We start from the raw sequence: 26,682 nt of genomic DNA, 5'->3' as shown, positions 1-26,682 counted from the left end.
ATGAAACCTGAAGATAGCCTCGCTATTCTCTTTGCTTCATGCTTCATGCTTCATCAGCTCAATTTTAATCAACAATGCAAGCCATTTATGAAATAATAAGATAACCAAGATTTTGAAATTAAAAAGCCAGTGTAGAACACTGGCTTTTTAATTTAAATACTAAGCGCAGGCTTAACTTTCATTTTTCTTTGGATCTAAGCTGGGATCTTTGATTTCAATGTAAGTATTTGCACGTAACTCTCGTAGCCAGCCGTCATATTCTGATTCGAATTGACGTTCGCCTAAAATTTGGCGTGCCATACGCTTTTGGTATTCTGAAGTCATATCTTGTTGACGTGTACCTGTGACTTGAAGAATATGCCAGCCAAATTGAGTTTGAAATGGTTTGCTAATTTCATTGACTGGCGAGCTCTGCATGAGTTTATCAAATTCAGGAACCATCATGCCAGGGCTTACCCAGCCAAGACTTCCGCCATCACGAGCAGAACCTGGATCATTTGAATAAGTTGAAGCAAGCGTAGCAAAATCATCACCCGCTTTTAAGCGATTATAAATACTGTCAATGGTTTGCTTTGCATTTTCAGGGCTAACAACTTCTGATGTTTTAATCAGAATATGACGAGTATTAAACTGTGAAACCAATGCTTTTTGTTCATTCGATTTTTTTTCTAATAATTTTAAAACATGAACCCCGTCTTTTGCTGGAATTAAGTCAGTGGTTTGACCTGGTTCAAGGGTAGTCACACGTGCAGCAAGATCTGTTGGAATGTCTGAAAGCGGACGAAAGCCCATATCAGCGCCATCGACTTTGATTTGTGCTGTAGTAAATTTCTTTTCTAAGCTTTTTACGTCATTGCTATCTTTTAAGTCAGTACGGACTGCTTTTGCAATACTTTCTAACTCGCTTGCTGGCGCTTCTCCTGAAATACGCATATGTAGTACATGGACTTGACTACCAACAGCAGCTTGACCTTCAGGTGATTTTAAGAAGTTTTCAACATCAAGGTCAGTGATCTTGATACGAGACATTACTTGTTGTTGACTCAATCGTTGAATGAGTAAATCTTCCGCAACACGGTTACGCAGTAATTCATAAGTACCAGGCGCAACAGCATCTAATTTTTTTTGAAAAGCTTCTAAAGAATTTGCACCAGATTGTTGGGCAACTTTCAATACGGCTTCATTTAAGCTTTTTTCATCTGCTTTTAAGCCATACTTCTTCACTTGTTCAAGCTGTGCATCATGGGTGATGAGCTGACTCAGTACTTGCTGTTGCAGAATGTTTTGTGGTGGGATTTCTTTCTTTTGTGCCTGAAGTCGATGTGTCGCTTCAGCAACACCTTGGTCTAAATCACTTTTTAAAATTGCTGTAGAACCAACAATTGCTATGATTTGGTCCTGCGGAGCAGCATAAACTGATACCGCGGTGGAGATGAGTAAAGCTAAGGTTGATGCTTTAAATAATTTTTTAAATTTTTGCGTCTTCATTAATGTGTCCAAGATTGATTAGCTTTATCAAAACCTAAAATACGATTTTCAAGTAATGAACTTAACTTGTTGTTCAAACCACCAAGTCCTTTTAGTGTGATCTCAGCCATCACTGCGCGTTTTGGCTTTGTATCAGGAAGAGAAACATCATCTAGATCATTAAAATACGAGCGACCATAGACGGAAATTCCCCAACAACAAGATTCATAATTCACACCCAATAAATATTCGCGTGCGACATGGTTGTCAAGGTCATATTGAACATGTCCCATAATACGCCAGTTGTCTTTTACAGGCTGTATAAATGATGCAACTGCTTGATCATATGCACGTTGACGGTCAGGGAGGTTATTACGATAAAAATAACCAACATTATAAAGGTTTCCGCGTTGCCCTGTATAATACAATTGAAAGTCATGTTGAGCGCTATCACCATTTGACATCCATGCTGAATTGGTACTCAGTGTGAAGTTTTGTGAAAGTTGGCTAGAAAGGCTCAGCACAGGACCAGTATGTTTTTCTCTATCTAAATCATCTGTATTGTTGAGTAAGGTAACTTTTCGATCATCAAAATAATAACTTTGACCGATACTTGCTCTTAAACGCTCTAAGCCCACTGTATCAAACAAGCTATAGCTTAAACCAAGCGATAAAAAGTTATTGTCTTCTAAGCGGTCGTGTCCATAGAAACGGTACGGGCTAAACAATTGATCATAGCTAATAGAAGCTGTTGTTGAATCAAAGTTTGGATAACCTGTTTGATTTTTATATGGTGCATAGGCGTAGAAAGCGCGAGGTGTAATGGTCTGGAGGAATTTTCCGTCCTTTTCGAAAGTTAAACCCGTATCCAAGGTAAATTGAGGAACAACAACAGATTTATTTTTGCTATCTTGGCTTTGGTTATTTAAGTTAAGTTGATCTACAGTAGTTTGATCATAAAAGGTATTTAAACTACGTACAGAGACTTCTGGAATTACAAAAGACCATGGATTACGGAAATTATAACGTGTTGCAAATTGGTTATATAAACGTGTACCACTTGGCTGGTTATTATAATCGGCATCATTGATGTCTTTTTGGAAATAAGCAGTGTCGTTGTTAAACTCGTATTCCAAACCTTGTGGATTTCCAGCTACATAGTTGAGTAAAAACTGCGGTAGGCGGGCATATGGCTTATCAACATCTTTGATGGTTTTATCGAGTGTTTGGAAGTCTTCAACTTTAAGTTGAGCTTTTAACCCTGGAATACCGTGATTGTAATTGAGTTCCCAAGCACGGCGTTGGTTAAGTTCTGTTCGTGTGTTTGGATTGTTATCTAGATCCGAGAAAAAATCTTTATCAGAAACATAATTGTATTCTAAATTGGTTGACCATTGTTTGGTGATATCCCACTTGTGTAGGAAATGTAGGTCTTTACGATCTTCATCATTATAATCACGGTCAGAAGGTAAATAACTTCCCCAAACGCTACCAGCACCAAAGTTCTCAGTTAAATAACGAAACTCACCTTGAGCCATAAGACCACGGTCAGTTATCAGCCGTGGTGTAATGGTGGCATCATAGTTGGGCGCCAAATTTAAATAAACGGGAACTGCGAGTTCAAAGCCACCATCATTAGTAAAACCGAAACTAGGATTTAAAATCCCTGTAGTACGGCGGTCATCGATTGGGAAGTTGAAATATGGAACTGCGAGTACAGGCACATCCTTAACATAGAGTTTGGTGCCACGCGTTACACCACGCCCCGTATCTTGATCCAATTCAATTTTATTGGCCTGAATTTTCCAAGTGGGTTTTTCATCGGGTGGGCAGGTGGTGTAGGTGGCATTTTCAAGAACGATATTGGTTGGTGAAGTTCTTTCTATTTTTTCTGCATGACCATGTGCGTGGGTCAATTCTGCAATATAGAAACTATTATTTAACTGACCAGTTTCATCTTTCAGATTGTAATCGATTTGATCACTTTGCGCGATGATACCGCCTTGTGCCATTTGTACATTGCCTTTCGCTTTGGCGAAAGTTTGTGTTTTATCAATGGTCACTTCATCAGCACGGATCATACGTCCAGATTGGTCAATGACCACATCACCAGACAGGAAAGAGTCACCATTGGGATTGTAATAACCATTGTCTGCGGTAATCACAGATGATGCTTCTTCTGGGTTTGTCGATTTAGCTTGGGTGCTAAAAGGAGTAACCCAAACACCTTCACAATAACGCGTGCTTGGATTTTTTAAATCACGTACCTGTGCTTCAGGCGAGTTTTTGTCCACATAATATTGTTCAAAGAAATTTTGCCCTGCAAAGCTTTCTTTGATGGCTGCATTCAGTTGCTTATTATTAACTTCAGAAACAGTGTCTGTCGATTCAGCATAGCTGGATACTGAACTTCCACAAAGAAGTGTCAAAATAGCAGTCGCTAAAGGATTAAATTTAAACTGATGCTTCATTTGTCTCATTAACCAAATATGCTAATCGCAATTAATTATTGTCGCATCATAGAGAAAAAGTTGATAAGTAGCTACACTTAGCACTTCAAAAATTCAGCCTGAATTAGATTAAATTGCAAATGAATACACAACGTGAACAATTGATACAAACATGGTTAACATCTGTACTCAGTTCAGATCAATTTGAAATCAATTTTTTAGCAGGCGATGCGAGTTTCCGTCGTTATGCACGAATTACCTTGAATAATAAAACATTTATGCTTATGGATGCACCTCCTGAGAAGGAAGATTGTCGTCCTTTTGTTGCGATTGATGAGTTCTTTGACACAAATGGGGTGCGTGTACCTCATATTGTTGCCAAGGATTTAGATCAAGGTTTATTGTTGCTTGAAGATTTTGGCGATATCTTGTTATCTACACAATTGAATGATCAAACGGTAGATGCACATTATGCACAAAGTTTTAAACAGTTGGTGCAGTTGCAATCTATTTTTGCTGATTCATCACACTTGCCCGCATATGCCTATGAAAAGCTGATCTCAGAAATGGAATTGTTAACAGATTGGTTGTTACCATCATTAGCAATCCAAGTAACAGATGATGAGCTTGGATTAATTAAACGAACTTTTGCTATTCTTGCCAATGCTGCTTTGGCACAACCTCAAGTAATCGTACATCGTGATTTCCATAGTCGTAATCTGATGATTCTTGAAGCTGAGAAAGATCAAGGTGTGATTGATTTTCAAGACGCAGTGATTGGTGCTGACACTTATGACTTGATTTCGATTACCCGTGATGCCTACGTACAGTGGAGTCCTGAGCGTGTGTATGAGTGGTTTAAAGTATTTTATGACTTATTGCCAGAATCTGCGAAGCAAGATCGTGATTTTGATCAATTCAAACAAGATGCTGACTTCATGGCAATTCAGCGCCATATCAAAATTTTAGGTATTTTTGTTCGTTTGTTTGAGCGTGACGGTAAATCTGGTTATCTCAAGGACTTGCCTCGTGTCATGTGGTATTTATTGGAAGAGTCAAAATCTTACCCAGAATTACAACCGTTCATGAGTTTTATCCGTGCACGGGTTTTGCCAAAATTTGAAGAAAAATATGGCGCATATGAGGTGGTTGCAGCATGAAAGCGATGATTTTAGCAGCTGGTCTAGGCAATAGAATGCGACCTTTGACCCTCTATAAGCCAAAGCCTTTATTGGAAGTGGGCGGCAAAGCACTAATTGTATGGCATATTGAAAAATTAAAAAAAATGGGTGTAACTGAAATCGTGATTAACTCTGCATGGTTGGCAGATATTCTGATCGGTGCGTTAGGTGATGGCTCACAATTTGGTGTGACTATACGCTGGACACGTGAAGATGAGGGCTTGGAAACCGCAGGTGGGATTATCAATGCCTTAGCACTTCTCGGTGATCAGCCTTTTATTCTGGTCAATGGCGATGTATGGACCACTTTTGATTTTACATCATTATTGAATATGGATCTTGCTGATGATCTTGCGCATTTGGTTTTTGTCAATAATCCTGAACAACATCCACAAGGTGATTTTACCTTGGCAAATGGTCGTGCTTATACCTTTGATCAAAATCAGCAAGGAGAAAATTTAACTTACAGTGGTATCGCTGTGATCAATCCAAAAATGTTTGATGGGCTGGAGCATGGTAAAAGACCACTTGCACCTTTGCTTAAACAAGGCATGCTAGACGGTAAAATTTCGGCAGAGAAAATGCAAGCGGCGTGGGTTGATGTTGGTACACCTGAGCGTTTAACAGCCTTAGATTTGCAAATAAGACAGGGTGAGTATACTTAAGTGCGAATAAATAGGCCTAAGTGCGTATTAACTCATCGTTAACTACTGTTCCACGGGCGAGAAATAGGTATACTTTCAGCTAATTTTTTAAAGATGTTATTTGATCATGCATCCATTTTTTCAAGAGTTAAAGCAAGGCAGTCTAAAGCTTGGCTTAAAACTTAGTGATGAAGCATTAGGATTATTGTTGCAATATCAAGATGCACTCGTCCTGTGGAACAAAGCTTATAACTTAACAGCGATTCGCGATCCAAAAGAAATGTTGGTTAAGCATTTATTGGATAGCTTAAGTATTTTAAATGATTTACCCGCTGGTCGTTTACTCGATATTGGTACTGGCGGGGGCATGCCAGGGATGATCATTGCACTGTGTCAACCTGAACGCCAATGTGTTTTGTTGGATTCAAATGGTAAGAAAATTCGTTTTCTGAAACAATTTATTGCAGATTTAAAACTAAAAAATGTTGTCGCAGTTCAGACTCGTGTAGAAAACGAAGATAGTATCCATGATCTAGGGCAATTTGATGTGATCACCAGTCGTGCATTTGCTTCATTGACAGATTTTGTGACAGCTTCAAAACCTTATATGCATGAAGGCAGTATCATTGCGTCAATGAAAGGTTTGATTCCCATTGAAGAAGTTGATGCTTTAAAAGATAAGTGGAGTTGTGACATTATTGAATTGCATGTACCTCGGTTGGACGAACAACGTCATTTACTTTTATTAAAACAGATTTAAAACAGACTAAGGGTTGGGGTTACCATGGCTCAAATTATTGCTATCGCAAACCAGAAAGGTGGCGTAGGTAAAACCACGACAGCCGTGAATTTGGCTGCCTCTTTGGCAGTGTTGAAAAAGCGTGTTTTATTGGTGGATATGGACTCTCAGGGTAATGCTACAATGGGGTCGGGTATTCAAAAAAATGATTTGTTGTATTCTGTCACCGATGTACTTCTGGGTGAAGTACCGATTGAAACTGCAATTAGTAAAGCCGAAGTTGGTTATAAAGTGCTTGGTTCAAATCGTGATTTGGCAGGTGTTGAGTTAGCAATTGCAGAGCAAGATGGACGTGAGTTTATTTTGCGTAACGCTTTACAGCAAATTGAAAAAGACTTTGATTATATTATTGTTGATTGTGCGCCAAGTTTGAGTTTAATTACGGTCAATGCTTTAGCAGCAGTGGATGCAGTGATTATTCCAATGCAATGTGAGTACTATGCATTAGAAGGATTGGCAGATTTGACGCAGACTATTGATAAAATTCAACAAGCTTTAAACCCTGAGTTGGAAATTATTGGGGTACTTCGCACGATGTATGATGCGCGTAATGCTCTCACCCGTGATGTTTCTGCCGAATTAGAACAGTATTTTGGTAAGAAACTTTATGATACAGTGATTCCGCGTAATGTGAGGTTGGCCGAAGCGCCAGCACATGGATTGCCGATTATTTATTTTGAGAAAAGCTCTAAAGGTGCAATTGCATATTTAAATTTAGCAGCTGAAATGTTGAAAAAGAGTAAAGTGAAAAAAGGAAATAAAGCATGACCGTGAAAAAAAGAGGATTGGCAAAGGGTCGTGGCTTAGATGCGTTATTAGGTTCAATCCAAAAAGAAAAATTACAACTTGAAGTTCAAGCATTGGATCATGGCCAATTAAAACAGATGGATGTAACCCAATTAAAGCGTGGCGCTTATCAACCCCGTCGTTTTATTGGTGAGCAAGATTTGCAAGAACTTGCAGCATCAATTAAAAAACATGGTGTAATGCAGCCGATTGTAATTCGTCCTATTGAAAATGACGAAACTCCATATGAAATTATTGCTGGTGAACGTCGTTGGCGTGCGGCACAATTGGCGGGTTTGACAGAAATTCCTGCAATTGTACGTGATTTGACCGATCAAGTTGCGATTGCCCTGGCATTGATTGAGAATATTCAACGCCAAGATTTAAACCCTGTTGATCAAGCACTGGCATTACAACGCTTTCATGAAGAATTCGGTTTGAGTCATCAAGAAATTGCAGATACTGTAGGTAAAGCACGGACTACCGTGAGTAATTTATTGCGTTTATTAAGCCTAGAAGATGAAATCAAAGATTTAATGCAACAAGGTTTATTAGACATGGGGCACGCTCGTGCGATATTGACCCTAAAAGCTAAAGATCAATTGCAAATTGCAAAAATTGTGATTGATAAGAGTTTGTCTGTACGTCAAACCGAACAGTTGGTGCGTGATTGGAATACGCCAAAGCAGGAAAAATCTAAAGATCCACTTGCGCCTGATGTACAGCAACTGACCCAAAAATTGTCAGAACGTTTTAGTGCAAGTGTAAAATTAGACTATAACAAACAGGGTAAAGGCAAGCTGGTCATCAGTTATAACTCGCTTGATGAGTTAGATGGAATTTTAAATATCTGTTTACCAGAACAATAATGTTTAAGCGATTTAATTAATTTGGGGAACTAAAGATGTGGGAACTTGTTAAAGCCGGCGGTTGGTTAATGCTGCCATTGGTTTTATGTTCAATTTTTACTGTTGCGATTTCAATCGAGAGATTTATACGGCTGAAACGATCTTTAGTTCTACCTAAGTCTCTTATAATGCAAAAAGGTCGCAATGTTGACGATGTTTTAGATGAAATGGAACAAGATCAAACTGTTTGCCAAACAGCATTAGGCTATATTTTTAAAGATGGTATAGATGCTTATACTCAAGGTGAAGCGTTTGCGCGTGCTCAAATGGAAGCTACAGCTTCCCGCGAAATTGGATATCTAGAAAAAAATATAAATTTTTTAGGTACATTGAGCGCTGTTGCACCTTTATTGGGTTTGTTGGGTACAGTGATAGGGATTATCGAGTCCTTTCTGGTCATTGATTTGGGTTCCAATGCCAATCCAACCATGATGATTCCAGGGATATCTAAAGCATTAATTACCACAGCTGCTGGTATGGTTATCGCCATTCCTGCACTATTTGCTTATCGTTATTATCAGCGTTTAGTTCAGGAATATGTGGCTGAACTAGAGCAGCAGTCGACTTTATTTCATGCAGCCTTATTTTTTCAGACGCACCTTGAAAGTGAAAAAAAGAAAGCTGGTTAAATCCGTTTTAGGGGTGTTTCATGAAATTTAGACGCAAAACAGTTGAAGATATTCATATCAATCTTACTCCACTGATTGATTGCTTATTATTTATATTGGTGATTTTGTTACTGACCACCACGTTTAATCAGCAAAGTCGAATCAATCTTTCTTTGCCTGATGCACATGGTGTTCCGCCAAAAGAATACAAAAATAAAATTGAAGTCATGGTAGACTCCGCAGGACATTATGCAGTAAATGGGCAGGCGCTTTCGAGTAAAGAGTCTGCTGATTTAAGTACTGCAATTAAGCAAGCAGCAAATGATAATCGTGATCTGATGTTTGTGATTGCTGCAGATGCTAAAGCAACCCATCAAGATGTTATTCGAGTGATGGATGTTGCAGGACAGCTAGGTTTCGTTAACATCAATATCAGTACCAAAGTTCCATCTCGAGGTTATTAATTAGTGAATCAGGATTTTAAGGTCTATGTCCGTCTTTTGGCGTATTTAAAGCCGTATTGGGGGGCAGCCTTACTCGTTATTGTTGGATTTGGCATAAATGCAGCAACTGAAGTCTCCGTAGCGAAGTTACTTAAATATATAATTGATGCAATTCAGGGTGGCAATCGTGGTGATCTTGATTGGTTTCCTGCACTGATTATCCTGTTGATCTTTTTCCGTGGCTTAGGGTTGTTTATGGGAGGCTACTTTACCGCAGTCATCTCAAGAAGTTTGGTATTTAGTATTCGTCAAGAGGTTTATGCCAAACTTTTAAAACTACCAGCACAGTATTATTTGGATAATTCATCAGGTCATATCACTGCAAAAATTATGTATAACGTAGAGCAGTTAACCGCAGCGTCATCTGAATCATTAAAAATATTACTTCGTGATGGTGCAATTGCTTTAGGTTTATTGGGTTATCTGCTTTACACCAATTGGCGTTTGACCTTATGTATTTTTATTTTTATGCCAATTATTGGCTTGTTGGTGCGTAAAGCTTCAAAACGTATGCGTAAACTCTCCATTCAAGTGCAAAACACTATGGGGGATGTGAATCATATTGTTCAAGAAACAATAAGCGGTAATGCTGTTGTAAAGAGCTTTGCTGGCGAAGAAAGTGAACAAAAACGTTTTTATAAGTCTTCAGAAGAAAACTTAAAACGTGGTTTGAAAATGGTCGTCGTACAAAACTTAAATAGTCCATTGGTACAATTGGTCATGGCCTTTGCTCTGAGTATCATTATTTGGCTGGCATTACGTCCACAAATTCTAGGTGATACTTCTGCAGGAGAGTTTGTTGCTTATATTACAGCAGCTGGGTTGCTGGCTAAACCTATTAAAAACCTCACTGATATTAATGAAAAATTACAACGTGGTATTGCGGCAGCATATTCTGTATTTGAGGTTCTAGACTTACCACAAGAAGAGAATACGGGAAATTTAACACCTAAATTATTGGGTGATATCAAGTTTGATCATGTGTCTTTGATATATAAAAATAAAGTGAAAGCAATTGATGATTTTTCATTAGAGATCCAGGCTGGACAAACGATTGCTCTGGTTGGGCGTTCAGGTGCGGGTAAGTCTTCATTGGTGAATATGTTGGTGCGCTTTCAGGAGATTAGTGCAGGGCAAATTTATTTAGACCAGTTGCCTATAAAAGACATTGAACTGAGTTGTTTACGTACTCAAGTTGCGATGGTTAACCAGCAAGTTGTTTTATTTGATCGAACGGTGCGTGAAAATATTGCATATGGTCAGTTAGAAAAAGCATCTGAAGAAGCCATTATTGCAGCAGCTAAAGCAGCTTATGCACATGACTTTATTATGGAATTACCTAAAGGTTATGACACGCCTTTAGGTGCGCAAGGCTTAAGTCTTTCTGGTGGTCAACGTCAACGTATTGCCATTGCGCGTGCAATCCTTAAAAATGCACCGATTCTGATTCTTGATGAAGCCACTAGTGCTTTGGACAATGAGTCTGAACACTTTATTCAAAAAGCTTTTGATGAAGCGATGCTTGATCAAAACAGAACTACGATTGTGATCGCTCACCGTCTATCCACGATTGAGAAAGCGGATAAGATTGTGGTTATGGATAAAGGGCGTATCATAGAGCAAGGTACTCATACTGAGTTATTGGCGAAGCATGGCGCTTACTATCAATTGTATGAACGTAACTTTGAGGAATAACCCAACATGTCTATTGCGCAAATCATTCAAGATGCTTGGAATAAACAGTCCAAGTGGTTGATTGCGTTGCGGCCATTATCATGGTTATATCAGTTCGGTTTTACGGTAAATAAGCAGCTGTATCAAACAGGTATAAAAAAAACCTATAAAGCACCTGTCCCAGTAATGATTATTGGAAATATTACTGTGGGTGGGAGTGGCAAGACACCACTGTTGATTCAGTTGGTGAAGCATTTGAAACATAACCATGTGCGTGTTGGCGTGATTAGTCGTGGTTATGGTGGTCAAGGACCTTTTCCAGCACTGGTTACATTAGATTCTGTGCCTGATCAAGTAGGCGATGAACCTTGTTTAATTGTTCAGTCTACAGAAGTTCCCATGGTGGTGGGTGCGAATCGCCAAAGAAATATTGAATTACTCCTTCAATATTATGAACTTGATTTAATCATTAGTGATGATGGTTTACAGCATTGGGCTTTAGAGCGTCAAATCGAATGGATTGTGCTGGATAATAATCGTGGGCTGGGAAATCAGAAGCTGCTTCCTGAAGGTTATTTACGCGAGCCTGTGAGTCGTTTAAAACACGGTACCGTAATTGAGCATGCCCATCAGCCACATTCATCTCTGAATATGCATTTAGAGGTGACTGAACCTTATCTATTAAATCCAAGTTTTGACCAATCTGAGCAGTTTGATCCTACACTCGATTATTATGCAGTCGTTGGAATTGGTTTTCCTCGACGCTTTTATAACACTTTGGAAAGTATAGGTGTAACTCAATTTCAATGTCATGAGTTTCCAGACCATTATGATTATGAAATTGATGATTTACAGTTTGAGGATAATAATCCGATTATCACCACTGAAAAAGATGCGGTAAAGCTTTTACCCTTATTGAAAAATCATTCTACATTTAGTCGTGAGATTTGGGTGGTTCCAGTTGGAGCGGTCTTGTCTGATGAATGTTATCTATTACTCAACCAACAACTTACTCAACTTGGTATTGATCTAATACAAGGTTAATTTGATGAAACATATTGTTATTCCTGCGCGTTTTGCGAGTTCACGCCTTCCAGGTAAACCTCTTTTAGAAATTCATGGGCGAGCCATGATTTTACGTGTGGTCGACCAAGCAAAAAAAGTACAGGGTTTTGATGATCTTTGTGTAGCGACAGATGATCCACGTATTGCAGCGCTTTGTCGATCAGAAGGTGTGGATGTTGTGATGACAGATCCGAATCATCCTTCGGGCACAGACCGTTTAAGTGAAGTTGCTCGAATCAAAGGTTGGGATGCTGAGGATATTATTGTGAATGTTCAGGGTGATGAGCCGTTGTTGCCTGCACAATTGGTGATTCAAGTTGCTGAGCTATTGGCGCAGAAAGCTGATTGTTCAATGTCGACCTTATGTGAGCCTATACATCAGCTTGATGAGTTTCAGCGTGACAGCATTGTAAAAGTAGTGATGTCAAAGTTTAAAGAAGCGCTTTATTTCAGTCGTGCGCAAATTCCTTATGATCGAGAGGGTGCTAAACAGGCTGAGCAAAAGCTACATCAACATGCTTATCGTCATTTGGGCTTATATGCTTATCGTGTCAAGCTTTTACAGGAATATGTCAGTTGGGATATGGGTGTTTTGGAGCAATTGGAAAGCTTAGAGCAATTACGTGTTTTAGAAAATGGACATCGTATTGCGATTGATATCGCACAAGTAAATTTACCACCAGGTGTCGATACTCAAGAAGATTTAGATCGCTTAAACATTTTAGATGCAGCGGTTTTTGAATAGTTTGAATTTGCGTCACTTGTTTTTACCTCACTTGTATTTAGGTTTTTGATTCATGGATGCTTCTAATTCTCAGGTTTATCCTTGGCAGCAACAGACATGGGAAACCTTAACAGGTCGCTTTCCAAAATTAGGGCATGGTTTATTGTTCTATGGTAAAAACGGTTGTGGTAAGCATGCATTTACCCAACATTTTTTGTCATGGGTTTTGTGTTTAAATAAAACACCTCAAGGTGCTTGTGGCGAGTGTACAAGTTGTCAGTGGCTCAAATCAGATACCCACCCTAACTATGTTAATATCACGACCGATGAAGAGAATAAGAAGCAAAACGCGAAAATTAAGATCGAGAAGATCCGTGATCTACTACCATTTGTGCAGCAAACAGTAGATGGTTGGCGTGTTATTGTGATTGAACCTGCAGAAGCTTTAAATATTGCTTCTGCAAATGCATTATTAAAAACGCTAGAAGAGCCAGGTGACCGGGTACAGATTATTTTACTTGCGGAACATTATCTAAAGCTCCCAGCAACAATTCGTAGTCGATTACAGCATTTTGCTATGGATCGTATTAGCCCCACGCTTTCAGAACAATATTTGCAACAGCATTTACCAACTGAAATGCATTCTAAAATTAACTTGTTGATGAATTTATCTAATAATATGCCACTGCAAGCATTGGCGCTTGCTGAGCTAGATTGGTTAAACCGACGTGGGGAGTTTTTACAGGATTGGCAAAAACTGGTCAGTCAGAAAAGTATGCCTTTACAGTTTGCTTCAAAATGGAATAAAGAACTGAGCTTTTATGATTTTTTACAAATGTTTGAATACTTGTTGTCAGATATAATTTGTGTCAAGCTGAATCAAGTTGTAAAGAATTCAGATTTGGAATTAGATGAGCTTGCAGCGCAGTATCAATTGCAAACTTTATTCTCAATTTATCAAGACTTACAACAATCGAAGCTAAAAGTTGATCAAAATGTACAAACAAATCTAATTATTGATCAATTGTCGATTCAGTTAATGAATGTGACATAAAATTTGAATATTCAGGGGGAATAATCATGCAACCACGTATGGGCGGTTTGATTCAAGTTAACATCAATGATCGTGCAACCTTACAAGCCAGTTATATGCCTTATATTTTAGGTGGTGGTTTATTTGTACCGTCAAAGAATCCTGTAAAAATGGGAGATGAAGTGTTTGTATTGGCAGGTTTGCCGGATCAATCGCAGAAAATTCCTTTAACAGGGAAAGTGATTTGGATTTCGCAAAAGCAAAATGGAATTAAGCCACAAGGTTTTGCGATTCAACTCACTGGTGAAAAAGGCATCTATTACAAAATGGAAGCTGAAAAATTACTCGCAGGCAGTATGTCTTTAGACCGTCCTAGCTTTACAATGTAAGCCAATTTTCAATTTTTAGGAATTTCTGTGTTTGTTGATACGCATTGCCATTTAACCATGTTAAATCTTGAACCTTATGCTGGGGATCTCGATGCCGCATTACAACAAGCAAGAGATGCTGGTGTGTCCAAATTTATGGGGATTTCTGTAGATTTGGATGACCATATCGCACTTGCAGAAATTGCCGCAAGACATTCAGATGTAGGCTATAGTGTCGGTGTGCATCCATGTGAAGATCCTGCTGTGATGCAACGAGCAAGTGTTGAAAAACTGGTTGATCTGGCGCAAGCTGAAAAAGTTTGGGCCTTGGGTGAAACAGGCTTGGATTATTTTCATAGCACAGAATTTATTACTGAACAAAAAGCCTGTTTTGCACGACATATTCACGCATCGCAACAGGTTAAAAAACCTGTAGTTGTCCATACCCGTTCAGCAAAACATGAAACTATAGATATTATTCGAGCTGAAAAATCAACACATGGTATTTTGCATTGTTTTACAGAGGATTGGGAGACTGCAAAGGCCGTTTTAGATTGTGGCTATTATATTTCCTTCTCTGGAATTGTTTCATTTAAAAACGCACAAGATCTAAGAGATGTAGCAAAGCAAGTGCCTTTAGATCGCTTGTTGATTGAAACGGATAGTCCTTATTTGGCACCTATGCCTTATCGAGGAAAGCCGAATGAACCAAAATATGTTCCTTATGTAGCCAAAGCGCTGAGTGATGTATATGATAAAACGCTTGAAGAGATCGCTTTCATTACGACACAAAATTTTGAAAACCTGCTTCGACAAAAGTGATTGAAAAGTACTGATTTTTAAAAAGCAATCAATAGAAGTGCCTCAATTTATTAACGGATAGAATTAACAAGAGAGTTTATCGGGTGAAGATGGATCGACAGGCTCAGTTTAGAGCAAGAGAAGCATTGATTTTTCAGGTTGCTGAACAACTGCTTTTAGAAAATGGTGAAGCGGGGATGACATTGGATGCCCTTGCTGCAGAACTAGATCTAGCCAAGGGAACACTTTATAAGCATTTTCAGAGTAAGGATGAGTTGTATATATTGCTCATCATTCGTAATGAACGTATGTTACTTGAAATGGTTCGTGATACTGAAAAAGCATTTCCTGAGCATTTGGCTTTTTTTATGTTGCACCATTTACACCATCCTGAACGTGCAGTGTTATTCCATCAGATCGAAGAGCGATTATCCACCACTGGGCAAGGCATCCATCATTTATTTAGTGAACTTTATCAAGTGCGTAAACAACGTTTACGTATCATTATTCGAATGACTGAAAGTTATCTAGAGTCAATTCAAAGTTTGATGTCTGTACGTGATTATTTGGCTTCAATTTGGTCAATTACTCATGGTGGAGCCGCGATACTGAATTCAAGCTTCTATCAGCGTTATTTAGGTTGTCGAGATACCTTGCGTGTCGCATTGATTGATCAGGCATTGGCTGTGCCAAAACATCCACAAGCCTCAGAACAGGTTGCTTAGCTGCAATGAAAAATCTACGATCATCTCAAAAAATGCGAGGTTTTACCTTAATTGAGGTGATGGTGGTGATCGTCATCATCAGTATTATAGCCTCATTGATCATTTTAAATATTGATGGTGTAGATCAGCGTAAAGCTATGCAAGCGCGTGAGATGTTGTTGCTGGATTTAAAGCAGATTAATCGTGAAGCCAATGATCAAGCGCGTATTTATGCACTCGATTTACACAATGCTACAGATGTTGCGGATGCACAATATGGCGTTATTGAATATATTCAAGTAAATGAAGATGCCGAACAACCTACCCGAGTGGTTGACAATAAACCATGGAAAGAAGTGACAGACTTTCCTAAAAGAGCGTTACCAGAATACGTTTCATTTTCTATTGAAACGGAAGATCATCAATTCCAAAATGCAAATAACTCAGAACTTTTGGGCAATAATGCACCTAAATTGATTTGGTTTGGAAATGGTGAAGTCAAACCTGTCACAATTCAAATGTATTATCAGCAAAAGCCAGTGGGTGAGGTAATTCGAGTTGATTATTTGGGTAAGGTAGATGAAGAAAAATAAAGGCTTTACTTTAATTGAGGTGGTCGTGGCTTTGGCGATTTTTGCAGTCGCAGCAATGGCATTGACCAAAGTAGCTATGCAATATACACAGTCGACAGCCAATGCGATTTTACGAACCAAGGCTCAGTTTGTTGCACAGAACGAAATTTCGATGATGATGATTAATCGTGAATGGCTGTCAGGAACGTCATCCAAACAAATCACCACACAAGGTGAAACTTGGCAGGTAGATAAAAAAGCAGAAACTACACTGAGCCCAAATGTACAAAAAATAGATGTGCAAGTGAGCCTTTTTGATCCTGATACGGGTAAAGTAGAAGCAGGGATTACCAATATGGTGTTCTTTAATTATCCGATCAAAGAAAAATAATGATGAATCTAATCAAGCATAAAAAAAATCAAACTGTGTATTCACAGAAAAGCACAGGCTTTACCTTAATTGAACTTTTGGTGGCCATCGCAATCTTTGCTGTTTTGTCAGCATTGGGGTGGAAAATATTTGACTATTTGATAAAAGTTAAAGATCGCAATGTTATGCATGAGGAAAATTTAGGCCAATTACAAGGCGCGTATCAACAGATTCAACGTGATACTTTGCAAATTGTTCCCATTTCTGCAAGAAATGGTGAGGAAATTGAACCCGCTTTACGCTTAGATAACCAAAAACTATCTTTCAGTAAAACTGGTGTAACCGATCCGCTTAAACAAGGGTTGTCACCCTATGAACGAATTGAATATGTTTACAATCCACAAGAGAAAAAACTTTACCGTCTGAAATATTCAAATTTAAATCGAAATAATTCAGAACAACCTTTGTCGAGTGTGTTATTGGCAGATGTGGATCAGTATCGTATTGATGCTTTAAATCCAACTGAATTAGATCGCTGGCCAAACGATATGATTAAAAATGAAGGGCAATTACCACGTGGGATTAAAATCAAAGTCACGATTCGTGATATAGAATATGAATGGATTTTTAGTTTGCTCAATTCTGACTATTTGATCAATAACAGCCCAGCTATTTAAAATCAGTATTGTGGTAGATGCGGATCACTAAATTTAGGTAAATCAATCATGCAATTGAAGCAGCAAAAGGGTATCGCATTAATTACGATTTTAGTAATGGTTGCTTTAGCAACCATCATTGCCGCGACGATTGCTAAACGTCAAAATTATACCAATGAAAGTACAGGGTTTTTAAAACGTCAAAGCCAAGCCCTTTTTTATGCAAAGAGTGCAGAAGCGTTTTACTCTGAAATATTGGTGCAAGACAGTGAAAACAGTAAAGAGGCAGATTATTTACAGGAAACTTGGGCAAAACCAATGCCAGCATTTCCGGTTGAAGATGGATATGTTGCAGGTGTGTTAGAAGATGAGTCAGGTAAATTCAATTTAAACAGTTTATTAACCAATGAAGGTAAGCCCAACGATGCTGCACAGAAATATTTTTCTAAACTGTTGGTTCGTGTCGGTTTACCCGCTGATGCTGTTCAAGCAGTGATTGATTGGCAAGATCCAGATAATGAAACGATAGGTTCCTTAGGCGCTGAAACAAGTTATTACCAAGGTTTGCCTAAACCTTATTTGGCTGCAAATCGAAAATTTGCCAGTGTTGAAGAACTTAAACAAGTACGTGGTTTTGAAGAAAAGAAGTATGATTTAATCGCACCATATATATCGGCACTGCCTGATATTGCCACACGAATTAATGTCAATACAGCACCTGCAATGGTTTTGGCAGCCATAGATGAAAAATTAGACGTAAATAGTATACAAACAGCTTTAAAAGCGCGACAAGAAAAACTGGAGCACTTTGCCAATGTGGGAGAGTTGATGAAAGTCGCACCATTTGACACCTTGGAGGCTACAAGCAAAACCGAAGCAGACAAGATTTTCGGTGTAACATCCAATTATTTTAAAGCTAAGATAGAAGTATCTTTAAGCAATCGAAAGCGCCAATTTACCACGCGCTTTATGCGTAATGATAAATCGCAAGTTTATGTTTATTCACGTAGCCTTGCGCCATTTTGAAAATTTTGCTAAATATTTTTTAACTATATGATTTTAAATAACTATAAAAGGTAGTTAAAAGGTTGGTTGATTGCGTAAATATGATTCGATAAGCTAAATAGGCCTAAAAAATGAGATTATCCTTTTTGCTAATTGCAATCAACGTGAAAATTAATGCTCAGGGTTCGAGTTTTGCTTTATAATCGAGATTCTTTACCGATTTGTTTATAAAATTTGGCTCATGTTAATTCGTAAGTTATTTAAGTTTGAAAATGCACATATTGTGCGGAATTGCACGTCAGATCGTTGCAAACGGTCTATACACGGGCACAGCTATAAAGTTGAATTACTACTTAAAGCTTCAAAACTTGATCATGGTCAAATGGTATATGACTTTGGATTGCTTAAAGGTGTAATCAAAGAAATTTTCGACAGTTTTGACCATGCGATCTGTTTTTGGCAAGAAGATAATCCTGAATATATCCAGGCTTGTAAAACTTTTAGTGCACGTTGGGTGGCTTTGCCTGTTTCTCCATCAGCTGAACAGTTTTCACGGATATTCTTTTTCCTTGCTCAACAGATTTTAAAATCAACCATTACTCAAAATGGGGAAGGGGATGTTGAAGTCTATTCTGTGATTGTGCATGAAACCGATACAGGTTATGCGCAAAGTTTTCAAGAAGATATTGAAAATGCTCAGATGGGGCTATTGAGTCTGGATAAAATTATTTTTTCTGAGCAAGTTAAATCTGAATGGTCTGACCCAGACATGTATGAAAAATTGAAACAAGGTATTCTGTTTCAAAACCCTGAAGTGGATTTACAGGTTAAAATTTAAATGATGATTTTTGAGTGAAATCTATCTTAGGACAAATAAATTTTTAGGAAAATGAAATTTAGGATGAAAGTTGATGCAATTATCTGAACTCGAACAAACAAAATTAAATCAAGTTCGGTTAGATCAAAGTTGGAAAGAAGGTTTAGCTGAGTTCCTTTTGAGTCAGCAAATGGATGATTTGCGTTCTTTTTTAGTTGCTGAAAAAAATGCAAATAAAACTATTTACCCACCCAGCTCACTTATTTTCAATGCATTAGACACAACGCCATTGAATCATGTAAAAGTGGTCATTTTAGGACAAGATCCTTATCACGGTCCTGATCAAGCGCATGGGTTAAGTTTTTCCGTACAGAGAGGCGTTGCATTGCCTCCGTCTTTACGTAATATCTTTCATGAGTTAAATACAGATTTAGCTGTGCCTGTATCCCGACATGGTGATCTCACCAAATGGGCTCAACAGGGTGTATTGCTTTTAAATAGCGTGTTGACAGTGGAAGCGGGGCAACCAACATCACATCAAAAACGCGGTTGGGAAAATTTTACAGATCATGTGATTGATGTGTTGAATGAGCATAGAGAGCACATTGTATTTATACTTTGGGGCGCATATGCTCAGAAAAAAGGGCAACGTATAGACCAAACGAAGCATCTGGTATTAAAAGCTGCACACCCATCTCCATTGGCGGCAAATCGTGGTGGCTTTTTTGGTTGTAAGGTTTTTTCAAAAACAAATAATTATCTGAAACAATATGGCATTGAGCCAATCGACTGGCAGCTGGACGCATGACAAACTCTCCCGAAATAAATAATTATCACCCAGATCTGATTATCGAAGAAGCAAAAAAGGGATGGCGAATTATTCGCTTAAATCGTCCTAAGTCGCTTCATGCACTTGATGAATCCATCGTTACGGCATTATTGAAGCTGTTTGAGGATTTTCATCATGATGACTCGGTTAAGGCAATTTGGTTGGACTCAACCACGCCAAAAGCTTTTTGTGCAGGTGGTGATGTTCGTAAACTTCGCCAATTGGTGATCAACAATGAAGTTGAAACAGCCAATAAGTTTTTTGAAACGGAATATGCTTTAGATTTACTGTTGCATAATTATGCTAAGCCTATAGTAGTTTGGGGTGAAGGTTATGTTATGGGGGGGGGCTTAGGCTTATTTATGGCGGCCCCATTCCGTTTGGTTACGCCATATTCGCGTCTTGCTATGCCTGAAGTGAATATCGGTCTATATCCAGATGTGGGAGCTACACGTTTCTTGGCAGATCGTGGTCCAATAGGTTTATTCACGGGGTTAACAGGTTCGATCATGACTGCAGCGGGTGGTTATGGGATTGGCTGGGCAACTCATATTTGTGATGCCCAACGTGATGTGGTTTTACAGAAACTGATTGATATCGATTGGGAGCATTATCCTGCTGGTGATTTCCGTGCTTTAGATGACACCTTAAATAGTTTACATCGTCCTGTTTCACCAGGCCCGTTGCAAAACTCTTTGGATGTGATTCATAGTGTTTGTCGTGGTGTAAACTTTGAACATGATTATGAAGCGATTATTGGTCTAAGCGATGCGCGTAGTGATTGGTTGCGTCAAGCCAGCGAGAATCTACAAAAGGGCTCACCAAGTACTGCTGCGATTACGTGGTTATTATGGCAGTGGGGACGTCAAGTTCATCCTTGGTCTGAGGTTTTTGAATTAGAAAAACAAATTTCTGATTGGAAAATTCGTCATCCTGATTTTGTTGAGGGTGTACGTGCACGTTTGGTTGATAAAGATTTATCCCCAGAGTGGGAACAGGTTGAGTCTCGAACATTGCGTGGAATACTTGCCAAAAATCCACCTGTCACAACGATTGACAGTTGGAATGCGCTTCTAAGTCAGTATGGTATTATTTAAGGTCGTATGACTGAAGAAGCTCAACAATACATAGATCAACAATGGATGCAGCTGGCTTTAGAGCAAGCTGCATTTGCTGCATCTATCGGTGAAATTCCAGTAGGAGCTGTGATTGTAAGTCAGGGGCAAGTTATCGGTGAAGGTTATAATCAACCGATTGCTCAGCATGATCCAACAGCCCATGCGGAAATTCAGGCACTGCGCAATGCGTGTCAAAAGATTGAAAATTATCGCCTACCTGAAGACGCAACTTTATATGTCACACTTGAACCTTGTACTATGTGTGTCGGTGCATTAATCCATGCAAGAATCAAACGTGTGGTTTTTGGCGCGGTCGAACCTAAAGCAGGTTCACTCATCAGTAGTCGTCAACTGTTAGAGATTGGCTATTACAATCATATATTTCAGTTTGAAGGGGGCTGTTTACAATCACAGTGTTCAACCCAACTGTCTGATTTTTTTAAAAAGCGTCGTGAGCAAAAAAAACAATTAAAGTTACAACAAAAGACCTTAAATGACATATTAAAATGATCTAGAATACACAAGATTTTAGTGACAATTAAAATTGTCAACTTAAAGGTTTAAAAATATAGTTAAAGTTTAAAAGGATATAACAATGAATTCTATTCAAGTAAAACAAGAGTTTGATGCACCAATCGATCAAGTCTTTGACTTGTTAGCAAAACATTCAACTTATAATGTGGCTTTTGCTCCCATCCAAGTTATACGAGTGAAAGATGCTGCTGATCCTGAACGCCCAGATGGATTGGGGTCTATCCGTCGTATGGGGTTTGGTCCGATCAAACCGATTCAAGAGCAAATTACTCATCTGGATGTCAATAAACGTATTGAATATAAGTTAATTAAGAATCCATTGATTAAACATCATATTGGAATTATTGAGTTTACAGCGCTTGATGCGAACAAAACCCGTGTTGACTATACGATTGAATTACAAGCACGTGCACCATTTGTGAGTAAATTAATACTTGCACAGCTTAAACTAGCGATTACACTTGGATTTAAGAAACTTGCTAAGTCTGTAGCTTAATTGGAAATTCAATGACAATTCAAATTATCACAATCGATGGGCCAAGTGGTTCTGGTAAAGGAACACTTGCAGCAAAACTTGCGAATCACTATCAATTCCATTTATTAGACTCTGGTGCGCTATATCGTTTGCTTGGATTGTCACTGCATCAAAAAGAATTGTTGGACTCATTAGATACTGAATCTGTATTGCAACAAAGTGTGACGATTGCAACAAATTTAGATATCGTATTTAAGAGTACTGATAACGGAATCGTGATTTTGTTGGATGGTGAAGATGTCTCACAAACGATTCGGACTGAACGCGTTGGTGAATTTGCTTCAAAAGTCGCAGCAATTCCAGTGCTTAGAGCGGCATTGGTAGATCGACAACATGCTTTTGCTCAGTTGCCTGGCTTAGTTGCAGATGGGCGTGATATGGGCACTTCTATTTTTCCGCAAGCGCAAGCAAAAATTTATCTCACTGCCTCAGCAGAGTCCCGAGCAGAGCGTCGTGTAAAACAGTTGCAGGGAATGGGGCTGGATGTTAAAATAAGCGACATTTTAGCAAATATACAAGCTCGAGATAAAAGAGATATGGAACGCACAGTCGCTCCACTCAAGCCAGCAGAAGACGCTTATATCATTGATAGCTCAGAAATGAATATCGATGAAGTGTTTAAACTGATGACTGATTATGTTGAGTTACATTTAGCTAAATAAAGAATATTTAATCAAATATTAGCCAAAGCATAGCTTGATCAGTTTTATACGGACTATGTGGATGGCTTAACTAAACCGGCCTTGTCTGATCCAAGACCGTTGACTTTACTAGGTATATCATGACCGAATCTTTTGCAGCCCTCTTTGAAGAAAGCGAATCAACTCTCAATATCGACAAAGGTGCCGTTATTAAAGGTATCGTTGTTAGCATCGACTCTGACTGGGTTACTGTTGACACTGGCCTTAAATCTGAAGGTGTTGTCGCACGTTCAGAATTCTTAAACGAACAACGTGAACTTGAAGTTCAAGTTGGCGATGAAGTTGATGTTGTTGTTGAAGCGCTTGACAACGGTATGGGTCAAACAGTTTTATCACGTGAAAAAGCGAAACGTGCTGAAACTTGGACTAAACTTGAAAAAATCTTTGAAGACGGCGAAATCGTTACTGGTGTTATTTCTGGTAAGGTTAAAGGCGGTTTCACTGTTGACATCGGTCCAGTTCGTGCATTCTTACCAGGTTCATTGGTAGATACTCGCCCTATTCGTGATACAACTCACCTTGAAGGCAAAGAGTTAGAATTCAAAGTAATCAAACTTGATGCTAAACGTAACAACGTTGTTGTATCTCGTCGTGCTGTAATGGAAGCTGAATCTTCAGCTGACCGTGAAGCGCTTCTTTCTCAATTGGAAGAAGGTCAAACAGTTACTGGTACGATCAAAAATCTTACTGATTATGGTGCATTTGTTGACCTTGGCGGTATTGATGGTCTTCTACATATCACAGATATGGCTTGGAAACGCATCAAACACCCTTCAGAAGTTGTTGAAGTGGGTCAAGAAGTTACTGTTAAAGTACTTAAATTTGACAAAGAACGTAATCGTGTATCTTTAGGTCTTAAGCAATTAGGCGAAGATCCATGGTTAGCGATCATGAACCGTTATCCTAAAGGTTCTATCGTTAAAGCACGTGTTACAAACTTAACTGACTACGGTTGTTTCGCTGAAATCGCTGAAGGCGTTGAAGGCTTAGTACACGTTTCAGAAATGGATCACACAAACAAAAACATCCACCCATCTAAAGTTGTTCAGATTGGTGATGAAGTTGATGTTATGGTTCTTGAAGTTGATGAAGAGCGTCGTCGTATTTCATTGGGTATCAAGCAAACTCGTGCGAACCCATGGGAAGAGTTCTCTAAGTCACACGACAAAGGTGAAAAAGTTTCTGGTACGATCAAGTCTATTACTGACTTCGGTATCTTCATCGGTTTACCTGGCGGTATCGATGGTCTAGTTCACTTGTCTGATATTTCTTGGAATGAGCAAGGCGAAGACGCTATTCGTCGTTACAAGAAAGGTGATACAGTTGAAGCAGTTATCTTGTCTGTAGATGCTGAAGGCAACCGTATCAGTCTTGGTATCAAGCAAATGAACAGCGATCCGTTCAATGACTTCTTAGCGACTAACGAACGCGGTGCGTTGGTTAAAGGTACAGTAACTGCTGTTGATGCTAAAGGCGCAACAATTAAGTTAGCTGACGAAGTTGAAGCTTCTTTGAAAGCATCTGAAATCAACCGCGATCGCGTTGAAGATGCAACTAAATTCTTAGAAGTTGGTCAAGAAGTTGAAGCTAAAATCATCAATGTAGATCGTAAATCACGTTCTATTAACTTGTCGATTAAAGCTAAAGACGAAGCTGAAGAAAAAGAAGCTGTAGCAAACTTGAAAACTACAACTGCGCCTACTGGTCAAGACAATGGTCCTAAGACTATTGGTGATTTAATCAAAGCGCAGATGAACCACTAAGTGATTGTTAAGAAGTATTATTTAATGTAATTAATTAATATTTTTTATTCAAATAGTGTAAAAGGTAGCGTAGTATATGATGACTGCGCTACCTTTTTGTATTTAAAAAGGATATTATCTGGTGTATATCAATTAGCATTAAAATTAATGAGGTCTTAAATGACAACTGAAGCACTTAATAAGTCTGACTTAATAGAAAGAATTGCTCTCAAAAATCCGCATTTAGCAGAGCCATTAGTCGAAGAAGCAGTTAAGATTATGATCGATCAAATGATTGCATCATTATCTTCAGATGACCGTATTGAAATTCGTGGGTTTGGTAGTTTTGCTTTACATCACCGTGAGCCACGCGTGGGTCGTAATCCAAAAACAGGTAAATCAGTGGAAGTTGCAGCAAAAGCTGTACCTCACTTTAAACCTGGTAAAGCACTCCGTGATGCAGTAAACGAATCTGCTAATTAATAAAAAAATTCGAATGAGGTGAGTATGCGCTATTTCTTAATTGCATTACTACTGGTAGTCTTTGGTTACGCTTTAGCATTAGTCTTGCAGAATCCAGCGGAACTACCTGTAGATTTATTGTTTACTCAAGTACCAGCGATGCGTTTAGGGTTATTGCTACTCTTAACTTTGGTGCTCGGGATTGTTCTTGGATTGTTGCTTGGCGTACAAGTATTTCGTGTATTCCAAAACGCATGGGAAGTTAAGCGTCTTCGTAAAGATATTGATCATCTTCGAAAAGAACAAATACAGACAGCACAATTGGCCGCTGCTGAAGCTGCCGCAAGTGCTCGTCATGAAAAGACGGTATTAGATATTCAACCAGAAAATAAGAATGTCAATCCGCTTTAATCATTATGATAGAAAAGCGCTTTACCACCACTGGAAAGCGCTTTTTTATTTTTACTGATTTCTGAGTCTGTCGATTATTTAACATCAAAAACCTTGTTTAATATCATCAAATAAAACAAAAGAATATAATTTCACTATTTTTTAATCATATACGATATTTAAATAAGCTTGAGATCTCACCAAACCTGGTGTTACGGTATTTGCTGTTCTTACGTAATTGGCTTTAATTACATGCTGAATCAATTGTGATGTATTTAAATTACCAAAGGTCCATTTATTGGTACTTCTTGATTGGTTTGGGTCTAGACTAATTATCGCATTATTTTTATCACGTAAACGAATCCCCACACCTGTAGCATATCCAGCCCCGATTTGATTCTCTAATATATTTGTTGCATTGGATTGATTCAATGCATCGGTGGTATAAGCTTTTATTTCACGACCTGCACCATCATTTAAATTTGCACAATTTATACTGAGGGTTGCTGTATTGCTTGAGCTCAATGCGGTTTCATTTCCGACTAAACCCAAGTTTCGTACACTAACATCAGGTAGCGCAATGGTATAGCTGCTTTGACTCAGTGAGCATGTGGATTCAGAGATATTGACTGTTGCATTTAAATACACTGGAATTTGTGTATTTGCAGGAATAAGAACATTATCACTAACGCGTTTTAAACTGATGGTTGCTATTCGTAGATTCGAAACATTGATCGTGGTTGGGTATGAGGTCATTGTTGATGTTCTGGGTAAAACATATAATGTCACCCTCATTTTTACACCATGCGTATCACCACTATAACTATAAATTGCTAATTCAGTAGTATTTAGTGTTTTTAATGTACCACTCGTCGGTGCATCGCCCATTTCAACTTTAATCCCTAAAGCCGGGTAAGCATTTAAGCGCGAAATATTGGCATCATAGGTCGTCACATTGGTGGCAAAAACATTACCAAAAATGGTTCTATTTACCCCAACAGTACATCCAGTATAGACACGGAAAATATCAAAATTTGCTGAAGCAACTTCGCGGGAATATACATTGGACTGTACTGATGTTCCTTCATATTTATTGATATTCATGGTACTGGCATTCATCGTTGGCATGCTATAACCGCTGGTGAAATTGCTACCGACACTGCAATCTGCAAATACTGCAAAACTTGCAGGGAGTGTAGATAACATAAATAACAATTTATATTTCAGCATAAAATT

Annotated in this window: 30 protein-coding genes; 27 read left to right on the top strand and 3 right to left on the bottom strand. The window is 38.6% G+C overall.

Features of this window, described 5'->3' with window-relative positions:
* Positions 1 to 171: 171 nt before the first annotated feature.
* The gene (locus WFN33_RS03355) at positions 172 to 1,488 is read right to left on the bottom strand and encodes a peptidylprolyl isomerase (RefSeq protein WP_336951445.1); all 1,317 of its coding nucleotides are present in this window, start codon (positions 1,486 to 1,488) and stop codon (positions 172 to 174) included.
* Entirely contained in the window at positions 1,488 to 3,938 is a 2,451-nt protein-coding gene (locus tag WFN33_RS03350) for an LPS-assembly protein LptD (RefSeq protein ID WP_096734006.1), read from the bottom strand. Before WFN33_RS03350 ends, WFN33_RS03355 begins: the two co-directional genes overlap by 1 nt.
* 119 nt (positions 3,939 to 4,057) lie before the next feature.
* Between WFN33_RS03350 and WFN33_RS03345 the strand changes: the two genes are divergently transcribed.
* The 27 genes from WFN33_RS03345 (at position 4,058) to WFN33_RS03215 (ending at position 25,467) form a co-directional block, all read left to right on the top strand.
* Entirely contained in the window at positions 4,058 to 5,077 is a 1,020-nt protein-coding gene (locus WFN33_RS03345) for an aminoglycoside phosphotransferase family protein (protein ID WP_336951444.1), read from the top strand.
* Complete coding sequence (gene murU, locus WFN33_RS03340) at positions 5,074 to 5,763, top strand: N-acetylmuramate alpha-1-phosphate uridylyltransferase MurU (RefSeq protein ID WP_336951443.1); 690 nt, start codon at positions 5,074 to 5,076, stop codon at positions 5,761 to 5,763. Before WFN33_RS03345 ends, murU begins: the two co-directional genes overlap by 4 nt.
* Positions 5,764 to 5,869: 106 nt before the next feature.
* The gene (rsmG, locus tag WFN33_RS03335) at positions 5,870 to 6,502 is read left to right on the top strand and encodes a 16S rRNA (guanine(527)-N(7))-methyltransferase RsmG (RefSeq protein WP_336951442.1); all 633 of its coding nucleotides are present in this window, start codon (positions 5,870 to 5,872) and stop codon (positions 6,500 to 6,502) included.
* Between the two features lie 24 nt (positions 6,503 to 6,526).
* The gene (locus WFN33_RS03330; RefSeq protein WP_004720853.1) at positions 6,527 to 7,309 is read left to right on the top strand and encodes a ParA family protein; all 783 of its coding nucleotides are present in this window, start codon (positions 6,527 to 6,529) and stop codon (positions 7,307 to 7,309) included.
* Positions 7,306 to 8,196: a ParB/RepB/Spo0J family partition protein gene (locus tag WFN33_RS03325; protein WP_004720851.1), complete on the top strand. Its 891-nt coding sequence runs from the start codon at positions 7,306 to 7,308 to the stop codon at positions 8,194 to 8,196. Before WFN33_RS03330 ends, WFN33_RS03325 begins: the two co-directional genes overlap by 4 nt.
* 35 nt (positions 8,197 to 8,231) lie before the next feature.
* Positions 8,232 to 8,864 (top strand): MotA/TolQ/ExbB proton channel family protein, encoded by a 633-nt coding sequence (locus WFN33_RS03320; protein WP_336951441.1) that lies wholly within the window; start codon positions 8,232 to 8,234, stop codon positions 8,862 to 8,864.
* 20 nt (positions 8,865 to 8,884) lie between these two features.
* Complete coding sequence (locus tag WFN33_RS03315) at positions 8,885 to 9,307, top strand: ExbD/TolR family protein (protein ID WP_336951440.1); 423 nt, start codon at positions 8,885 to 8,887, stop codon at positions 9,305 to 9,307.
* Between the two features lie 3 nt (positions 9,308 to 9,310).
* Positions 9,311 to 11,041: a lipid A export permease/ATP-binding protein MsbA gene (msbA, locus tag WFN33_RS03310; protein ID WP_336951439.1), complete on the top strand. Its 1,731-nt coding sequence runs from the start codon at positions 9,311 to 9,313 to the stop codon at positions 11,039 to 11,041.
* Between the two features lie 6 nt (positions 11,042 to 11,047).
* Positions 11,048 to 12,064 (top strand): tetraacyldisaccharide 4'-kinase, encoded by a 1,017-nt coding sequence (gene lpxK / locus WFN33_RS03305; protein WP_336951437.1) that lies wholly within the window; start codon positions 11,048 to 11,050, stop codon positions 12,062 to 12,064.
* A 4-nt stretch (positions 12,065 to 12,068) separates the two neighbouring features.
* Positions 12,069 to 12,830, top strand: coding sequence for a 3-deoxy-manno-octulosonate cytidylyltransferase (gene kdsB / locus WFN33_RS03300; RefSeq protein ID WP_336951436.1), 762 nt, complete (start codon positions 12,069 to 12,071; stop codon positions 12,828 to 12,830).
* 52 nt (positions 12,831 to 12,882) lie between these two features.
* Positions 12,883 to 13,863, top strand: a complete 981-nt coding sequence (locus tag WFN33_RS03295; RefSeq protein ID WP_336951435.1) for a DNA polymerase III subunit delta' — start codon at positions 12,883 to 12,885, stop codon at positions 13,861 to 13,863.
* A 26-nt stretch (positions 13,864 to 13,889) separates the two neighbouring features.
* The gene (locus WFN33_RS03290; RefSeq protein WP_336951434.1) at positions 13,890 to 14,231 is read left to right on the top strand and encodes a PilZ domain-containing protein; all 342 of its coding nucleotides are present in this window, start codon (positions 13,890 to 13,892) and stop codon (positions 14,229 to 14,231) included.
* A 27-nt stretch (positions 14,232 to 14,258) separates the two neighbouring features.
* Positions 14,259 to 15,032: a TatD family hydrolase gene (locus tag WFN33_RS03285; RefSeq protein WP_336951432.1), complete on the top strand. Its 774-nt coding sequence runs from the start codon at positions 14,259 to 14,261 to the stop codon at positions 15,030 to 15,032.
* A gap of 89 nt (positions 15,033 to 15,121) precedes the next feature.
* Complete coding sequence (locus WFN33_RS03280) at positions 15,122 to 15,736, top strand: TetR/AcrR family transcriptional regulator (RefSeq protein ID WP_004821232.1); 615 nt, start codon at positions 15,122 to 15,124, stop codon at positions 15,734 to 15,736.
* Positions 15,737 to 15,741: 5 nt separating this feature from the next.
* Positions 15,742 to 16,308 (top strand): prepilin-type N-terminal cleavage/methylation domain-containing protein, encoded by a 567-nt coding sequence (locus WFN33_RS03275; RefSeq protein WP_336951431.1) that lies wholly within the window; start codon positions 15,742 to 15,744, stop codon positions 16,306 to 16,308.
* Positions 16,295 to 16,678 (top strand): type II secretion system minor pseudopilin GspI, encoded by a 384-nt coding sequence (gene gspI, locus WFN33_RS03270; RefSeq protein ID WP_336951430.1) that lies wholly within the window; start codon positions 16,295 to 16,297, stop codon positions 16,676 to 16,678. The genes WFN33_RS03275 and gspI overlap by 14 nt, the downstream gene beginning before the upstream one ends.
* Complete coding sequence (gene gspJ / locus WFN33_RS03265; RefSeq protein ID WP_336951429.1) at positions 16,678 to 17,334, top strand: type II secretion system minor pseudopilin GspJ; 657 nt, start codon at positions 16,678 to 16,680, stop codon at positions 17,332 to 17,334. The genes gspI and gspJ overlap by 1 nt, the downstream gene beginning before the upstream one ends.
* Before the next feature lie 48 nt (positions 17,335 to 17,382).
* Positions 17,383 to 18,339 (top strand): type II secretion system minor pseudopilin GspK, encoded by a 957-nt coding sequence (gene gspK, locus WFN33_RS03260; protein ID WP_336951427.1) that lies wholly within the window; start codon positions 17,383 to 17,385, stop codon positions 18,337 to 18,339.
* Positions 18,340 to 18,559: 220 nt separating this feature from the next.
* A complete protein-coding gene (locus WFN33_RS03255) occupies positions 18,560 to 19,156 on the top strand; it encodes a 6-pyruvoyl trahydropterin synthase family protein (protein WP_336951426.1) in 597 nt (198 codons plus the stop codon).
* A 73-nt stretch (positions 19,157 to 19,229) separates the two neighbouring features.
* Positions 19,230 to 19,943: a uracil-DNA glycosylase gene (ung, locus tag WFN33_RS03250; protein WP_151957114.1), complete on the top strand. Its 714-nt coding sequence runs from the start codon at positions 19,230 to 19,232 to the stop codon at positions 19,941 to 19,943.
* On the top strand, positions 19,940 to 21,061 hold the full coding sequence (locus WFN33_RS03245; RefSeq protein WP_336951425.1) for an enoyl-CoA hydratase/isomerase family protein: 1,122 nt from the start codon (positions 19,940 to 19,942) through the stop codon (positions 21,059 to 21,061). The genes ung and WFN33_RS03245 overlap by 4 nt, the downstream gene beginning before the upstream one ends.
* A 6-nt stretch (positions 21,062 to 21,067) precedes the next feature.
* Positions 21,068 to 21,592: a tRNA adenosine(34) deaminase TadA gene (gene tadA / locus WFN33_RS03240; RefSeq protein WP_336951424.1), complete on the top strand. Its 525-nt coding sequence runs from the start codon at positions 21,068 to 21,070 to the stop codon at positions 21,590 to 21,592.
* Positions 21,593 to 21,677: 85 nt separating this feature from the next.
* Complete coding sequence (locus WFN33_RS03235) at positions 21,678 to 22,112, top strand: SRPBCC family protein (protein WP_336951423.1); 435 nt, start codon at positions 21,678 to 21,680, stop codon at positions 22,110 to 22,112.
* Positions 22,113 to 22,123: 11 nt separating this feature from the next.
* Positions 22,124 to 22,813 carry a (d)CMP kinase gene (gene cmk / locus WFN33_RS03230; RefSeq protein ID WP_336951422.1) on the top strand — a complete coding sequence of 230 codons (690 nt, stop codon included), beginning with the start codon at positions 22,124 to 22,126 and terminating at the stop codon, positions 22,811 to 22,813.
* A 119-nt stretch (positions 22,814 to 22,932) separates the two neighbouring features.
* The gene (rpsA, locus tag WFN33_RS03225; protein WP_336951421.1) at positions 22,933 to 24,615 is read left to right on the top strand and encodes a 30S ribosomal protein S1; all 1,683 of its coding nucleotides are present in this window, start codon (positions 22,933 to 22,935) and stop codon (positions 24,613 to 24,615) included.
* Positions 24,616 to 24,774: 159 nt separating this feature from the next.
* Positions 24,775 to 25,077 (top strand): integration host factor subunit beta, encoded by a 303-nt coding sequence (locus tag WFN33_RS03220; RefSeq protein ID WP_004720793.1) that lies wholly within the window; start codon positions 24,775 to 24,777, stop codon positions 25,075 to 25,077.
* A gap of 24 nt (positions 25,078 to 25,101) precedes the next feature.
* Positions 25,102 to 25,467 carry a lipopolysaccharide assembly protein LapA domain-containing protein gene (locus WFN33_RS03215; RefSeq protein ID WP_336951420.1) on the top strand — a complete coding sequence of 122 codons (366 nt, stop codon included), beginning with the start codon at positions 25,102 to 25,104 and terminating at the stop codon, positions 25,465 to 25,467.
* Between the two features lie 141 nt (positions 25,468 to 25,608).
* Here the strand turns inward: WFN33_RS03215 and WFN33_RS03210 are convergent, their stop codons facing one another.
* Positions 25,609 to 26,676 carry a fimbrial protein gene (locus WFN33_RS03210; protein WP_336951419.1) on the bottom strand — a complete coding sequence of 356 codons (1,068 nt, stop codon included), beginning with the start codon at positions 26,674 to 26,676 and terminating at the stop codon, positions 25,609 to 25,611.
* Positions 26,677 to 26,682 lie beyond the last annotated feature (6 nt).

Source organism: Acinetobacter sp. AS167 (assembly GCF_037152175.1).
Lineage (GTDB): Bacteria > Pseudomonadota > Gammaproteobacteria > Pseudomonadales > Moraxellaceae > Acinetobacter.
Note: the sequence above shows the minus strand (reverse complement) of the source record. Positions and strands in the feature narration are given on the sequence as shown.